This is a genomic window from Variovorax boronicumulans (assembly GCF_030812215.1).
GTDB lineage: Bacteria > Pseudomonadota > Gammaproteobacteria > Burkholderiales > Burkholderiaceae_C > Variovorax > Variovorax boronicumulans_C.
The window spans coordinates 202,842-217,462 of the sequence record NZ_JAUSSG010000011.1 but is presented as its reverse complement, the minus strand read 5'-3'; the positions used below and the strand labels follow the sequence as shown (position 1 = coordinate 217,462).

The window sequence follows — 14,621 nt, the reverse complement described above, 5'->3', positions numbered from 1 at the left end:
CGGCAGCTCCCGCCCTCCTTATTTCACAACCCGCGGCTCGCGCGTCGAGACCGTGAAGACCCTGCACGCCCCGACGGTGCACTTCGACCACCACAGACGAGACCCGAACCATGCTGCTCCTTCTGATTGCCTACCTCGGCGGAGTGCTCACCATCCTGAGCCCCTGCATCCTGCCGGTGCTGCCCTTCGTGTTCGCACGCGCCGACCGCCCGTTCCGCTCGCATGGCCTGCCGATGCTGATGGGCATGGCGGTGGCCTTCGCGGCCATCGCCACGCTGGCCGCGGTCGGCGGCGGCTGGGTGGTCGCGGTGAACGAGTACGGGCGCTACGCGGCCATCGCGCTGCTCGCGCTGTTCGGCGTGACGCTGCTCTTCCCGAGCCTGGCCGACCGCATGAGCCGGCCGCTGGTGACGCTGGGCATCCGCTTGTCCGAATCGCAGCCTAACGGTCAAGCCAAGGCCTCGGTGTTCTCGCCGCTGCTGCTGGGCGTCGGCACGGGCCTGTTGTGGGCGCCGTGCGCGGGTCCGATCCTCGGGCTCATCCTGACGGGCGCGGCGCTCAACGGCGCGAGCGTCGGCACCACGGTGCTGTTGCTCGCGTATGCGGCCGGTGCGTGCACCTCGCTGGCGGCAGCGTTGCTGTTCGGCGGACGCCTGTTCGCGGTCATGAAGCGTTCGCTGCACACGGGCGAATGGGTGCGCCGTGTCGCGGGTGTAGCTGTGCTGGTGGGCGTCGGCGCGATTGCGCTGGGGCTCGACACCGGCGTGCTCAGCCAGCTCTCGGTGGGCACTACATCGGCGCTCGAAAAAGCACTCGTGGAGAAGATCGACATGCCGAAGCCGCAACCACAACCGCCATCCAGGCCGCTGGTCGATTCGACTCCGCAGCAACAGGACACCGGTTTCGTCAAGACCGCCGCCGTGCTCCCGGAGCCGGCCCCCGTGCACAAGCTCGGCATCGAAGGCCAGTTCCCCTCGCTCGCCGGCGCGACCGAATGGATCAACTCGCCGCCGCTCACCCCCGAGGCCCTGCGCGGCAAGGTCGTGCTGGTCGACTTCTGGACCTACTCGTGCATCAACTGCCTGCGCACGCTGCCCTACGTTCGCGCGTGGGCCGAGAAGTACAAGGACGCGGGGCTCGTCGTGCTCGGCGTGCACTCGCCGGAGTTCGCTTTCGAGAAGCGTTCGGCCAACGTGCACAAGGCGACGAAGGACCTGGGCATCGGCTTCCCGGTGGCGCTCGACAACGACTTCAAGATCTGGCGCGGCTTCGACAACCAGGCCTGGCCCGCGTTCTATTTCATCGATGCAGAGGGGCGCATCCGCCATCACCAGTTCGGCGAGAACCGCTACGACAAGGCCGAGCAGATCATCCAGCAACTGCTTGCCGAAGCAGGTCAGCGCAACCTGCCGGCCGGTGTGGTCGCACCGAAGGGTGAGGGCACGCAGGCCGCGCCGGGTGACGAACTCGCGATGTCCGGCGAGACCTATGTGGGCGCAGAGCGTGCGGAGGGCTTCGCATCGCCCGGCGGTCTGGTGAGCGGCCGCGCGCATGTCTACCAAAGCCCTGCGATGCTGCGCACGAACCAGTGGGCGCTCGCCGGCGACTGGACCGTGGAGCCCGAGCGCGCCGTGTCGAACCAGGCGAGCAGCCGCATCGCCTATCGCTTCCAGGCGCGCGACCTGCACCTGGTGCTCGGCCCGGCGGGCGACGGCAAGCCGGTTCGATTTCGCGTGCTGATCGATGGCAAGCCACCGCTCGCGGACCACGGCGCGGACACCGACGCGCAGGGCTACGGGACCATCGAGGCGCAGAAGCTCTACCAGCTCGTTCGTCAGACGAAGAGTGGGAAGAACCGGCTGTTCGAGATCGAGTTTCTCGACGGTGGGGCGCAGGCTTACGCGTTCACGTTCGGCTAAAGCCGTTCAGGGCGGCGATCACGCCGACGGGGTACGCGGCGAAGCGAATGTCCCCCGGCCTGCGGCCTCCTCCTTGATTTCGCTGCGCAAGGCACCCCATCGGCGTGCTCGTCTTCAGAGCACAGGTTGATCGGCCGATAACCAGTAGCGTGCCCCAGTGCGCAGGGCATCGGGTGCTCCCCGCAGCGAAATCAAGGAGGAGGGGCGCAGCCCCGGGGGACATTCGCGGAGGGGAGTACCCGGTGGCCTGTGCACCCGCCCTGAACGGCAGCGCACACTCAGAGCAACCCGAGCGTCAACGCCTTCAAGGTAGCCGCAGCACGCGTCGTGCATTCAAGCTTGCGAAAGATGTTCTCCAGGTGCGCCCGCACGGTACTCGGGCTGATGCCTAAAACTCGCGCCGCTTCCTTGTTGCTGTCGCCCAGGCTGATGCGCCCGAGCACTTCGATCTCGCGGCTGGAGAGAAGGGCGGCCGCTTCGTTCGAAGGTGCAGTGACGGCCGCAGCCTGCGGATGCCCCGTCAGCACAGCCACAGCCGCCGCATCGAGCCGCCCCAGTTCCGCCTCGCGTTTCAGCGCCGCGATCGCATCGGCTTCATCGAGCGCAGCCTGCCCCGGCTGGCTGGTGCGCAACAACACCCAGTGCGCCGCCACCGCCAACACACGGCCCGCCACATCGATGGCCGGTCCCTTGATGCCGCGAAAAAATCCCGAACCGTCGAGGCGCTCGTCCACGAAGGAAGCGATCTCCGCTTCGGTGCGCAGCGTGCCGATGCGCCGTGCCGCGCGGTCTGTCCAGTAGGGCACGAGGCGCAGCCGCTCCTTGTCGGCTTCGCTGCGCACGCCCGGCGAATCCCACACAGCGTTCGGCACCGACGCGCGACCGATGCCATGGATGAGCGCCGCGCGCCGCACCTGCCCCTGTTCGACATCGCCCAGCCCCACGCCTGCTGCACAAGCGAACGCGGCATCGGCCACGCGGCGCGAGAAGCCCGTCATCCATGGCAGCTTGAGGTCGATCACGTCGGCGATCAGTTCGAGCGATGCGGTTGCCTCGCGCAATGCGCTGGAGGGCGACTGCATGTCGGCTGCCGCGCCTTGCTCCAGCGCATGCAGCCAGTCGACCGCATGCTTCTGCACGGCGTCGACCACAAAGGCCGGATAGCGCGCATCGGCGCGGTCGGCGATGTAGCGCAAGGCGTTGCTCAGGCCGTGCACGCGCGAGAAGATTTCAAGGTCGCCGGCCACCGAGACGATGAACACCTCTTCGGGAATCTGCGAGGCGCGCAGCCCATGCGGCTTGCCGCGCCCGTCGAAGGTCTCGAACATGTGGCGCAGCGTGCGTTCGACCTCGGGCGGCATGCCCAGCGTTCGCGCGATATCGCCGGAGACCTCGCAATGGATCTCCGCCATCGGACCGACGGAGGCCGCAAGCTCGGCCGCGGCGCTCGCCGATGCGTTCGAGAGCATCGCGCGGCGCCCGCCGACGTCATCGCCCATCAGGTCGGAAAACTCGGGCGCATTCGCGGTGCAACCCGACCATCGCAGGAGCGACGCGCAGGCCGCATGGCCTTGCACCGCCTGGTCGCGGCCGATGGCGGCGGCCAGTTGCGAGGCGATCCACGCGGTGCGTGCGGAATGGTCGATGGGTTGCCCCATGCTCAGGTCGCCGACGAATGCAAGGGCCTTGATGGCGTCGAAGACCGGGATGTGGGGCGCAGGCTGCACAGGAAAAATCAAGAAGAGAAAGGAAGAAGGCGCGCCGGCCGCAGCCGGCACGCCGGGCACCTTACTTGGTATGGCTCACCGCGTCCAGAATCACCTGCGCCACCTTGGCCGGCTGCGATTGCTGCGGCACGTGGCTGCTGTTCACCGTGCTGACGGTCGCGCCGATCTTCTTGGCCATGTCGCGTTGCAGCGCGGGCTGGATCATGTGGTCCGAGCTTGCGACCAGGTACCAAGAAGGCTTGGTCTTCCATGCGGCCACGGTCAGCTTCTGCTCGAACGACTTGCCCAGGATCGGGCCCTGCGTCGCGGTCATCACGGACGTGGCGGCGGCGGGAAGGTCCTGCGCGAAGTGCTTGGCCATGCCTTCCTTCGTGAGCGAGAGGAAGCCGCTCGCGTCGGCCTTGATGTGCGCGGAGCCGGGCGCGGCCGGATAGTCCTTGCCGAGCTCGGCCGAGTTCTGGCCCGCGTCGGGTGCGAAGGCCGCAATGTAGACCAGCGACGACACCTTGTCGTTCGCGCCGGCCTCGGTAATGACCGAGCCGCCCCACGAGTGGCCGACCAGCACGACCTTGCCGGGCTGCGCGTCGATGGCGCGCTTGGCGGCGGCCACGTCGTCTTCGAGCGAAGTCAGCGGGTTCTGCACCGCCACCACGTTCACGCCCTTGGCCTGCAGCAGCGGGATCACCTTGGCCCAGTCGGAGCCGTCGGCGAAGGCGCCGTGGACGATGACCACGCTGGGCTTGTCCGCGGCGACGGCGCCCGTGGCGAAGGAAAGGCCGATGGCGAGTGCAGCGGCGGCGAGCTTGAAGCGTTGAGCGGTTTTCATGAAGGTCCTGTCGAAAAGCTGAGGGTTGAAGAAGGGTTGAAGGGGAGCCCGTACTGTCGTCGTGCGGGGCTTTTGGCGCCATTGGACGAATGTCCTAGTGGTGCCCGCCGGGTCCTTGTCACTCAGGGTTTGCCCTTGGCATCGGGTCCGGCAGTTCGGACGGACATCCGGCTGCGCATCCGGATCCTCGGCGGGCCGTTGGGTCAAGGGCGGCGCCGATCCTCATGAAATCAACGACTTAGCAAGCTTCGGACGGCGGCTCGCGCATGGCATGTCGATTGCTGGGTTCAGGCAGCGGCCGCGTGACCCGATGAGGTGCGGCCATGACACGGGAGACAAACCGACATCCCCAGGCGACCTTGACCCTGGGGAAACCGGCAGGCGGACCGACGCGTTCGCACTGCCGGGCCGCACTGCGGCAGCCAGCGTTTGCATCCCTCCGTCGACCGTTTTGCAGGCGCCCGGCCGTGTGCCGCCGGCGCCAGAAATTTTCTAGGAGATATCCGTGGACTCTCAGGCCGCACCCAAGCCCTTTTACAAATCCCTCTACTTCCAGGTCATCACCGCCATCGTGCTCGGGGTGCTGCTGGGCCACTTCTGGCCCGACACCGGCGCCGCGATGAAACCGCTGGGCGACGGCTTCATCAAGCTCATCAAGATGATCATTGCGCCGATCATCTTCTGCACGGTGGTGGTTGGCATCGCCGGCATGGAAGACATGAAGAAGGTCGGCAAGACCGGCGGCCTGGCATTGCTGTACTTCGAGATCGTGAGCTCCATCGCGCTGGTGGTGGGCTTGGTCATCATCAACATCGTGCGGCCCGGCGCCGGCATGAACGTGGACGTGAGCCAGCTCGACGCCAAGAGCGTCGCGGCCTACACCGGCCCCGGCAAGATGCAGAGCACCACCGACTTCCTGCTCAACGTGATTCCCAACACGGTGGTCGATGCGTTCGCCAAGGGCGAGATCCTGCAGGTGCTGCTGATTGCCGTGATGTTCGGCTTTGCGCTGCACAAGTTCGGCGGCCGCGGCACGCTGGTGTTCGACGTGATCGAGAAGGGCTCGCACGTGCTCTTCGTGATCGTGGGCTACATCATGAAGGTCGCGCCCATCGGCGCCTTCGGTGCCATGGCCTTCACCATCGGCAAGTACGGCGTGAGCTCGCTGCTGCAGCTCGGCCAGTTGATGGCTACCTTCTACCTGACCTGCCTGTTCTTCATCTTCGTGGTGCTCGGGCTCATTGCGCGGGTGCACGGCTTCAGCATCTGGAAGTTCATCAAGTACATCAAGGAAGAGCTCTTGATCGTGCTGGGCACTTCGTCCAGCGAATCGGTGCTGCCGCGCATGATGGCCAAGCTGGAGAACCTGGGCGCCAAAAAGTCGGTGGTCGGCCTGGTGGTGCCCACGGGCTACTCGTTCAACCTGGACGGCACCTCGATCTACCTGACGATGGCAGCGGTGTTCATCGCGCAGGCGACCAACACCGACATGTCGCTCACGCAGCAGCTCACGCTGCTGGCCGTGCTGCTGCTCACCTCGAAGGGGGCGGCGGGTGTCACGGGCAGCGGCTTCATCGTGCTGGCGGCGACGCTGTCGGCCGTGGGCCATGTACCGGTCGCGGGCCTCGCGCTCATCCTGGGCATCGACCGCTTCATGTCGGAAGCGCGCGCGCTCACCAACCTGATCGGCAACGGCGTCGCGACCGTCGTGGTCGCCAAGTGGACCGACGATCTCGACGTCGCGCGCATGGACCGCATCCTGAACCGGGAGAGCACGGCAGAGGCCGAAGAGCCCGAGCAGGTGCTCGACGCGACCGAGGTGCACATGCCCGCCGGCCCGGCGCGCTGAAACGCAGCGCCGTCGCTTCGCTTCTTCTCTCGCTCTCGCATCAACCCAAGGAGACTCTCATGTCAGACGATATCGTGATCGTGGCCGCGCAACGCACGGCGGTCGGCAAGTTCGGCGGCGCACTCGCCGGCACGCCCGCGCCGGAACTGGGCGCGCACGTGGTGAAGGGGCTGCTCGAGAAGGCCGGCGTGCCGGGCGATGCGGTGTCCGAAGTGATCATGGGCCAGGTGCTCGCGGCCGGCGCGGGGCAGAACCCGGCGCGGCAGACGGTCATCAAGGCCGGGCTGCCCATCGGCGTGCCGGGCCTCACCATCAACAAGGTCTGCGGCTCGGGCCTGAAGGCGGTGATGCTCGCGGCGCAGGCGGTGAAGTGCGGCGATGCCGAGATCGTGGTGGCTGGCGGCCAGGAGAACATGAGCGCCGCGCCTCACGTGCTGCCCAACTCGCGCAACGGCCAGCGCATGGGCGACTGGAAGCTGGTCGACACGATGATCGTGGACGGCCTGTGGGACGTCTACAACCAGTACCACATGGGCACCACGGCCGAGAACGTGGCCAAGAAATATGGCATCACGCGCGAGATGCAGGACGCGCTCGCGCTCGCCTCGCAGCAGAAGGCCGCGGCCGCGCAGGATGCGGGGCGCTTCAACGACGAAATCCTTCCCTTCAGCATCGCGCAGAAGAAGGGCGACCCGATCGTCTTCGCGGCCGACGAATTCGTGAACCGCAAGACCAATGCCGACGCGCTCGCGGGCTTGCGCCCCGCGTTCGACAAGGCCGGCTCGGTGACCGCCGGCAACGCTTCGGGCCTGAACGACGGCGCCGCCGCGGTGCTGGTGATGTCTGCCTCGCGCGCTGCCGCACTCGGCCTCACGCCGCTGGCCGTGATCCGCGCCTATGCGAGCGCGGGCCTCGATCCCTCGCTCATGGGCATGGGCCCGGTGCCCGCCTCGCAGCTCGCGCTCAAGAAGGCCGGCTGGAAGGCGCAGGACCTGGACTTGATGGAAATCAACGAAGCCTTCGCGGCGCAGGCCTGCGCGGTCAACCAGCAGATGGAATGGGACACGAGCCGCATCAACGTGAACGGCGGCGCCATCGCCATCGGCCATCCCATCGGCGCCTCGGGCTGCCGCGTGCTGGTGACGCTGCTGCACGAGATGCGCCGCCGCGGTGCGAACAAGGGCCTGGCGTCGCTGTGCATCGGCGGCGGCATGGGGGTCGCACTGGCCGTCGAACGCGTCTGAACCCGGTCTTTCACATTCACCAAGCAACGAGGAGCAAGCCAATGAGCAGCAAAGAACAAGTGGTCCTGGTCACCGGCGGCATGGGCGGCCTGGGCGAGACGATCTCCACCAAGATGGTCGATGCGGGCTACAAGCTGGCGGTGACCTATTCACCGGGCAACAAGTCGCACGCCGAGTGGGTGGCGCAGATGGCGTCGCGCGGCTACCGGATCCTGGCCGTGCCCTGCGACGTGGCCGACTACGATTCCTGCGCGCGCGCCGTGAGCCAGGTGCAGGAGGCGCTGGGCCCGGTCGACGTGCTGGTCAACAACGCCGGCATCACGCGCGACATGACCTTCAAGAAGATGGACCAGATCAACTGGAATGCGGTGCTGCGCACCAACCTCGACAGCCTCTTCAACATGAGCAAGCAGGTGGCAGACGGCATGGTGGAGCGGGGCTGGGGCCGCATCATCAACGTGTCGTCGGTGAACGGCTCCAAGGGCGCGTTCGGCCAGACCAACTACTCGGCCGCCAAGGCCGGCGTGCACGGCTTCACCAAGGCACTGGCGCTCGAAGTGGCCAAGAAGGGCGTGACGGTCAACACCATCTCGCCCGGCTACATCGGCACGAAGATGGTCACGGCCATCCCGAAGGAAGTGCTCGACAGCAAGATCCTGCCGCACATCCCCGTCGGCCGGCTGGGCAAGCCCGAGGAAGTGGCCGGCCTGATCATCTACCTGGCTTCGGAAGAAGCCGCCTTCGTGACGGGCGCCAACATCGCCATCAACGGCGGCCAGCACATGCAGTGAGCGCACAGCCATGATCCTGAAAAACGGCATCGATCAGGTCGCATTGATCAACAAGTTCACCGACGCCACGGCCCTGAAGCAGGGCGGCACGGCGAAGCGATGACCCCTGCCGGCGGCCGTCTTGCTGCCGCCGCCGGCCCGGCGAACCACGCCGTGCCCGAGCGCACGCCGAGCCTGGAAGAAATGTTGCAGGATGCACGCCACCGGGCTGCCACCGATGCGGCCTTCACGGCCTTGTGCAATAACGGGCTCATGACCTCACGGCAGCCGGCACTGCGCTTCGACTTGTCTTCTCCAACTCCCAAACGCTGGCGCGGCCTGCTTCGCTGGCTCGGCGCACTGGCCCTGGTGGCCGTCGCCGCCTTCGCCGGCCACCACCTGGCCATGCAGAACGGCCTGGCGCGCCTGCGCGACGCGGCCGACCACCGGCTGGACATGCTCGCGACCGCGCTGGATGCCGATCTGGCCCGCTTCGAATACCTGCCCGCGCTGCTGGAAATGACGCCCATCGTCCCGGCGCTGCTGGGCACACCCTCGGACGGGGCGCTGCGCGATGCGGTCAACCGCTACCTGGACGGCGTGAGCGCCACCGCGGGCGCCGAGATGCTCTACGTGCTGGACGCCGGCGGCACTTCGCTCGCGGCCTCCGACTGGGACCGTCCCGGCACCACCGTCGGGCAGAACCTGTCGTTCCGGCCCTACGTGATCGATGCGCTCGGGCAGGGCCGGGGCCGCTTCTATGGCGTGGGCATCACCAGCCGCAAGCCCGGCTACTACCTCTCGTATGCGCTGCGCCGCGACCAGCCCACGCGCGGCGTGGTGGCCGTGAAGGTCAATCTCGAGGAGGCCGAGCGCACCTGGCGCAAGCTCCTGGGCGACGTGGTGCTGATCGACCAGCGCGGCGTGGTGATCCTCTCCACCCGCGAAGACCTCAAGTTCCGCCCGATGCTGCCGCTGGATGGCCTGCAGCGTGCCGAGGTGCAGCGCTCGCGGCCTTATGGCGAAGCCGCGCTGCAGCCGCTGCAATGGACGCCGAAGGAAACGCTGGCGCGCGACGTGCAGGTGATCGCGCTCGACGGCGTGGACCAGCTCGCCTCCACGCGCAAGCTGCGCGGCGCGCCGTGGCAACTGGTGGTGCTCGACGACCTGGCGCCGGTGCGCGTGGGCGCGCGCAACGCGGCCATCACTGCGAGCCTGGCGATGGCGGTGCTGCTGCTGATTGCCGTCACGCTGTGGCAGCGCCGCCGCGCCGTGCGGCAGAAGCTCGCCAACCAGGCCGCGCTGCAGGCGGCGCACGACACCCTCGAATCGACCGTGGTCGCGCGCACTGTGCAACTGCGCGCCGCACAGGGCGAGCTGCTGCACGCCGGAAAGATGGCGGCGCTCGGCCAGATGTCGACGGGCGTGGTGCACGAGTTGAACCAGCCGCTCACCGCGATGCGCACGCTCTCGGAGAGCGCCGCCATCCTGCTCGACAAGAACCGCCTGGACGACGTGCGCGGCAACCTGCAGCGCATTCGCAGCATGGTCGACCGTCTCGCGCGCCTGACCTCGCAGCTCAAGACCTTCGCGCACAAGAGCGAGCTGCCGCTGGCCGCCGTGCCGGTGGCGCGCGCCATCGCCGACGCGCAGGCCATCGTGGCCGAGGCCACGAAGAAGAACGCCATTGCCATCGAGGTCGATCTGCAGCCCGCAAGCCTGAGCGTGATGGCCGAGGAAGCCGCGCTTGGCAGCGTGCTCGTCAACCTGATGCGCAACGCCATCGACGCGATGCAGGAGTCGCCGGTGCGCACGCTGCGCATCGAGGCGCGGCCGAACGAAGGCCGCGTGGTCCTGCGCGTGAGCGACACCGGCCCCGGCATCCCGCCCGACATCCTGCCGCGCCTGTTCGAGCCTTTCGTCACCAGCAAGCCCGCGGGCACGGGCCTCGGGCTCGGGCTCGTGATCTCGGCACAATTGGTGCGCGCCATGGACGGCACGCTGCGTGCGGCCAACCTCGCCGAAGGCGGCGCATCGTTCGTCGTCGACCTGCCGGCCGCCGTGCAGAACATCCTTATCCCCACCCCCACAGGAGTGATCAACAAGTGAGCGAAGCCCCTGCCATCCGGGTAATGCTGGTCGAGGACGACGAAGACGTCCGCCTCAGCACGACCCAGGTACTGGCCCTGGCCGGTTTCGAGGTCGAGGCCTTCAACAGCGCCGAGCGCGCGCGCTCGCACATCAGCTTCGGCGTGCCGGCCATCGTGGTCAGCGATGTGCGCCTGCCGGGCCTGAGCGGCACCGAGTGGCTGCGCGAGCTGCATGCGGTCGATGCCGAGCTGCCCGTGATCCTGGTCACCGGCCACGGCCACATCGCGATGGCGGTGCAGGCCATGCGCGAGGGCGCCTACGACTTCATCGAGAAGCCCTTCAGCTCCGAACGGCTGGTGGCCATCGTGCGCCACGCCATCGAGCGCCGCCAGCTCTCTCTGCAGGTGCGCGCGCTGCGCGATGCACTGGAAAACTGGAACGGCATCCAGTCGGTGCTCATCGGCCGATCTGCCCAGATGCAGCTGGTGCGCCGCACGGTGATGACGCTGGCCGAGACCTCGGCCGACGTGCTCATCTACGGCGAGACCGGCACCGGCAAGGAGCTGGTCGCCCGTTGCCTGCACGACCGCAGCGAGCGCCGGCGCCAGCATTTCGTGCCGCTCAACTGCGGTGGGCTGCCCGAGGCGTTGGCCGAGAGCGAGCTCTTCGGCCACGAGGCGGGTGCCTTCACCAGCGCCAACCGCGTGCGCGTGGGCAAGTTCGAATACGCCAATGGCGGCACGCTTTTTCTCGACGAGATCGAGAGCATGCCGATGCCGGTGCAGATCAAGCTCCTGCGTGCGCTGCAGGAGCGCAGCATCGAGCGCATCGGCTCCAACAAGGCGATTCCCTTCGACTGCCGCGTGGTGGCCGCGAGCAAGGACGACCTGAAGGAAATGAGCGACCAGCAGAAGTTCAGGGCCGACCTGTACTACCGGCTGGGCGTGGCCTTCATCGAGCTGCCGCCGCTGCGCGAGCGCCGCGAAGACATTCCGCTGCTGTTCGAACATTTCACGCTGCTGGCCGCGAGCCGCTACGAGCGCGCGGCGCCGCTGCTCACCAATGCGCAGCTGGCCGACCTGATGGCCTACGCATGGCCCGGCAACGTGCGCGAGCTGCGCAACGTGGCCGACCGCTTCGTGCTGGGGCTGCTCGGCGAGCGCCTCACGCAGACGCGCGGCACCGGCGAAGGCCTGCCCGCATTGCCGCGCGCGCTGCCGCAGCAGGTCGAGGCCTTCGAGCGCGCAGTGATCGTCGAGGCGCTGCGCAAGCACCAGGGCGACCAGCCGGCCACGGCCACCGCGCTGGCCATTGCGCGGCAGACGCTGCACGACAAGCTGCGCAAGCTCGGGATCACGGCGGACGAGTTCAAGTAGCGGGTGTCCGGGGCAATCTGCGCACACGCCCTGAAACCTTATGCCCCGAGGGGCACTGGGCCGTCCGTCCCGCCTGCGGGATAAGATTCCATCCAGCAAAAAGACGCCCATCTCCAAGACGCCATGGTCACAAGCAGCAATCTTCAGGAACGCAAGCAGCGAGAGCTGGAACAACGCCGCAAGGACATCCTGAAGGTCGTGCGCAAGATGGTCGCCAAGAGCGGCGCGCGCGAAATCACCATGCGCAAGGTGGCGGAAGAATCGGGCTTCTCGAACACGGTGGTCTATGCGCTGTTCGGCGACAAGGCCAGCATGATCGCCAACGCGGTCGACGACGACCTGATCCGGCTCAACAAGCTCATGCAGGCCGCGGTGCTGCCGGCGAAGAGCCCGATCGAACGCATACGGCTCGCATGCCTGGCCTATGTCGAGTACGGGCTCAAGCACCCCGACCAGTATTTCCTGGTGTTCATGGAGCGGCGCCCCGCGGCGCCCGTCGAGACCTCGACGCTCACGTTCGGCGACATCGAGAACGACCCCTACGCCTTCGTCTGCAGCCTCACCGCGGAACTGGTGCGCGACGGCTACATGGCCGCCGACGACAAGCAGGTGGCCGTGGCCACGCAGATCCTCTGGGAGGGCATGCACGGCATGACCTCGCTGCGCGTGTCCACCGGCGACGATCCGTGGATCGAGCGGCTCGAGGCCGAGGCGCACCTGAACCTGCTGCTCGACATTCTTCTCTCGGGCATCGTGCAGCGCTTTCCGGGCGCCAAGTCGGCCGCGGCCATCAAGCTGCTGTCGCAGGGACGCAGCTGAAGAAGTTTTTCAGCGCACCAGCAGCTTCATCATCCGCTCGAAGGTCTTGCCGTAGGGCGGCTTGAAGAGGCCGACACCGTTGAAGGCCGACTGGTGAAAGATCGGCTTCATCTTCGAGAAGGTCCGGAAGCCGTGCTCGCCGTGGTACGCCCCCATGCCGCTCGCACCGACGCCGCCGAAGGGCAGGTCGTCCTGCGCGACGTGCAGCAGGGTGTCGTTGATCGACACGCCGCCGGCCACCGTCTGCTGCATCACGCGCTCGATGGTCGCGCCGTTCTTCTCGAAGAGGTAGAGCGCAAGCGGGCGCGGATGCGCGTTGACATACGCGATGGCGTCGTCGATGGCGCCATAGGTCATCACCGGCAGGATCGGGCCGAAGATTTCTTCCTTCATCACGCGCATGCTGTCCTGCACGCCGGTCAGCAGCACCGGCGGAAAGCGGCGTGTCGCGGCGTCGGGCGTCATGTCCGAGAGCGGGGTGGCCGATGCGCCTTCCATCTGCGCCAGCGCGGCCAGCTCCTGCAGGCGCGAGAAGTGGCGCGGGCTCACGATGCTGGTGTAGTCGGTGTTGCGCGCGATGTCCGGGTACATCGCGTTGAACACGCGACGGGCGCTGTCCGCGAAGCGCTGCTGCTGGCCTTCGGGCACCAGCACGTAGTCGGGCGCGATGCAGGTCTGGCCCGCATTGAGCGTCTTGCCCACGAGGATGCGTTCGACGGCTTTGTCGAAGTTGGCCTCGGGCCCGATGATCGCGGGTGACTTGCCGCCGAGCTCCAGCGTCACCGGCGTGAGGTTCTCGCTCGCGGCGCGCATCACATGGTGGCCGACGGCCGTCGAGCCGGTGAACAGCAGGTGGTCGAAGGGCAGGCTGGAGAATTCGCGCGCCGCTTCGGCGTCGCCGTTGACGATGGCGATCTCGTCTTCCGCGAAGACGGCTCGCACGAGGGTGGCGAACAGTTCGGCAAAGCGCGGCGTGAATTCCGACTGCTTCACCATCACGCGGTTGCCCGCGGCGAGCGCCGCGGTCATCGGCCCCACTGCAAGATTCAGCGGGTAGTTCCACGGCACCACGATGCCGACCACGCCCAGGGGCTGCGGCATGATCCGCGACGACGCAGGCTTGAACCACAGGCCGGTGGAGCGGCGCTGCGTGCGCATCCATTTCCTGCCGTGGCGCAGCGCATGGTTGATGCCCTCGACGGCGGGAAAGACCTCGGCCAGTTCGGTTTCTTGATACGGCCGGTTGAAGAAGTCCGCGCTGATGGCGGCGGCGATCTCCTTGCGGTGGTCCATCACCAGCGCACGCAGGCGCTCCAGGCGGTCGGCACGCTCGCTCCATGGCGGGGTCTGCGCGCGCAGGCTGGCGGCACGCATGGCGTCGAAGGTCTGTCTCATGGTCTGGGTCGTCATCTGAATCCTCGGGGGCCGTGCCTGCGGGGCTGGCCATTGTCCTGCGGGTTGCCATCGGGGTCGAGGAGCGCCAGCAACTGGGCCTCCACATCTTCCACCTCTTCCTTCGGCAGCACGCCGCGTGCCGCAAAGGCCTGCATCTGGTGGACCAGGATCTCGACCTCGCCGCGCCGCGCTTCGGGCGGAAGCCCCGCCAGCGTTTCGCCGATGCCGCCAATGCGGTCCTGCAGCCGGGTGACTGCGATCACCTCGCCGATCTTCTCATCGCGCCTCGGATCGCCGGCCCAGCGCGCTTGCAGTGCCGGAATGTCGAGCATCCGTTCGACCGGGCCGGGGCCCGTCGATGCCGGCTGCGTGAAAGCCGGGCCCTTGAGGAAGGGCGAGGCGGTCCATGGCGAAGCGGGCTGGCTGCCTTGCGCGGCGGCAGCGGCCGGCATGCCCGCCATCGCGGCTGTCGCCGGCCGGGCTGCCGCATCCTCCGCGCCGGAGCCCGGCGTGCCCGTGTCGACGGCGAAGATCGCCGCGCCGACGCCCAGGGTGCACAGCGCCGCGACCGTCCAGATGTACCGATGTCTGTTACGCGTCATGGC

At 67.6% G+C, this 14,621-nt stretch carries 11 protein-coding genes; 7 read left to right on the top strand and 4 right to left on the bottom strand.

Annotation, left to right across the window (positions count from 1 at the left end):
• Nucleotides 1-110 precede the first annotated feature (110 nt).
• The gene (locus tag J2W23_RS26820) at nucleotides 111-1,919 is read left to right on the top strand and encodes a cytochrome c biogenesis protein DipZ (RefSeq protein ID WP_307650910.1); all 1,809 of its coding nucleotides are present in this window, start codon (nucleotides 111-113) and stop codon (nucleotides 1,917-1,919) included.
• Between the two features lie 278 nt (nucleotides 1,920-2,197).
• On the opposite strand, the gene J2W23_RS26815 is transcribed toward J2W23_RS26820, so the two are convergent.
• Both J2W23_RS26815 and J2W23_RS26810 read right to left on the bottom strand, forming a co-directional pair.
• Nucleotides 2,198-3,646 carry an HD domain-containing phosphohydrolase gene (locus J2W23_RS26815; protein WP_307650909.1) on the bottom strand — a complete coding sequence of 483 codons (1,449 nt, stop codon included), beginning with the start codon at nucleotides 3,644-3,646 and terminating at the stop codon, nucleotides 2,198-2,200.
• 61 nt (nucleotides 3,647-3,707) lie between these two features.
• Nucleotides 3,708-4,472: an alpha/beta fold hydrolase gene (locus J2W23_RS26810; RefSeq protein ID WP_176659960.1), complete on the bottom strand. Its 765-nt coding sequence runs from the start codon at nucleotides 4,470-4,472 to the stop codon at nucleotides 3,708-3,710.
• Between the two features lie 505 nt (nucleotides 4,473-4,977).
• Between J2W23_RS26810 and J2W23_RS26805 the strand changes: the two genes are divergently transcribed.
• The 6 genes from J2W23_RS26805 to J2W23_RS26780 all read left to right on the top strand — a co-directional run bounded on the left by J2W23_RS26805 (nucleotide 4,978) and on the right by J2W23_RS26780 (nucleotide 12,621).
• Nucleotides 4,978-6,321, top strand: a complete 1,344-nt coding sequence (locus J2W23_RS26805; protein WP_307650908.1) for a dicarboxylate/amino acid:cation symporter — start codon at nucleotides 4,978-4,980, stop codon at nucleotides 6,319-6,321.
• Between the two features lie 59 nt (nucleotides 6,322-6,380).
• Nucleotides 6,381-7,565 (top strand): acetyl-CoA C-acetyltransferase, encoded by a 1,185-nt coding sequence (locus J2W23_RS26800; RefSeq protein ID WP_307650907.1) that lies wholly within the window; start codon nucleotides 6,381-6,383, stop codon nucleotides 7,563-7,565.
• A gap of 41 nt (nucleotides 7,566-7,606) precedes the next feature.
• The gene (gene phbB / locus J2W23_RS26795) at nucleotides 7,607-8,356 is read left to right on the top strand and encodes an acetoacetyl-CoA reductase (RefSeq protein ID WP_307650906.1); all 750 of its coding nucleotides are present in this window, start codon (nucleotides 7,607-7,609) and stop codon (nucleotides 8,354-8,356) included.
• A gap of 252 nt (nucleotides 8,357-8,608) precedes the next feature.
• Nucleotides 8,609-10,444, top strand: coding sequence for a sensor histidine kinase (locus J2W23_RS26790; RefSeq protein ID WP_307650925.1), 1,836 nt, complete (start codon nucleotides 8,609-8,611; stop codon nucleotides 10,442-10,444).
• Complete coding sequence (locus tag J2W23_RS26785) at nucleotides 10,441-11,802, top strand: sigma-54-dependent transcriptional regulator (RefSeq protein ID WP_176659964.1); 1,362 nt, start codon at nucleotides 10,441-10,443, stop codon at nucleotides 11,800-11,802. The genes J2W23_RS26790 and J2W23_RS26785 overlap by 4 nt, the downstream gene beginning before the upstream one ends.
• Before the next feature lie 123 nt (nucleotides 11,803-11,925).
• Complete coding sequence (locus J2W23_RS26780) at nucleotides 11,926-12,621, top strand: TetR/AcrR family transcriptional regulator (RefSeq protein ID WP_307650905.1); 696 nt, start codon at nucleotides 11,926-11,928, stop codon at nucleotides 12,619-12,621.
• Nucleotides 12,622-12,630: 9 nt separating this feature from the next.
• Here J2W23_RS26780 and J2W23_RS26775 read toward each other — a convergent pair whose 3' ends face one another.
• Together J2W23_RS26775 and J2W23_RS26770 are read right to left on the bottom strand one after the other, a co-directional pair.
• Nucleotides 12,631-14,031 (bottom strand): coniferyl aldehyde dehydrogenase, encoded by a 1,401-nt coding sequence (locus J2W23_RS26775; RefSeq protein WP_307650904.1) that lies wholly within the window; start codon nucleotides 14,029-14,031, stop codon nucleotides 12,631-12,633.
• Nucleotides 14,028-14,618: a hypothetical protein gene (locus J2W23_RS26770; RefSeq protein WP_307650903.1), complete on the bottom strand. Its 591-nt coding sequence runs from the start codon at nucleotides 14,616-14,618 to the stop codon at nucleotides 14,028-14,030. The genes J2W23_RS26775 and J2W23_RS26770 overlap by 4 nt, the downstream gene beginning before the upstream one ends.
• Nucleotides 14,619-14,621 lie beyond the last annotated feature (3 nt).

Excerpts from the sequence above, each read along its gene's own strand:
- J2W23_RS26820 (WP_307650910.1), top strand. The coding sequence starts at position 111 with ATGCTGCTCCTTCTGATTGCCTACCTCGGCGGAGTGCTCACCATCCTG.
- J2W23_RS26810 (WP_176659960.1), bottom strand. The coding sequence starts at position 4,472 with ATGAAAACCGCTCAACGCTTCAAGCTCGCCGCCGCTGCACTCGCCATC.
- J2W23_RS26800 (WP_307650907.1), top strand. The coding sequence starts at position 6,381 with ATGTCAGACGATATCGTGATCGTGGCCGCGCAACGCACGGCGGTCGGC.
- phbB (WP_307650906.1), top strand. The coding sequence starts at position 7,607 with ATGAGCAGCAAAGAACAAGTGGTCCTGGTCACCGGCGGCATGGGCGGC.
- J2W23_RS26790 (WP_307650925.1), top strand. The coding sequence starts at position 8,609 with ATGACCTCACGGCAGCCGGCACTGCGCTTCGACTTGTCTTCTCCAACT.
- J2W23_RS26780 (WP_307650905.1), top strand. The coding sequence starts at position 11,926 with ATGGTCACAAGCAGCAATCTTCAGGAACGCAAGCAGCGAGAGCTGGAA.
- J2W23_RS26775 (WP_307650904.1), bottom strand. The coding sequence starts at position 14,031 with ATGACGACCCAGACCATGAGACAGACCTTCGACGCCATGCGTGCCGCC.
- J2W23_RS26770 (WP_307650903.1), bottom strand. The coding sequence starts at position 14,618 with ATGACGCGTAACAGACATCGGTACATCTGGACGGTCGCGGCGCTGTGC.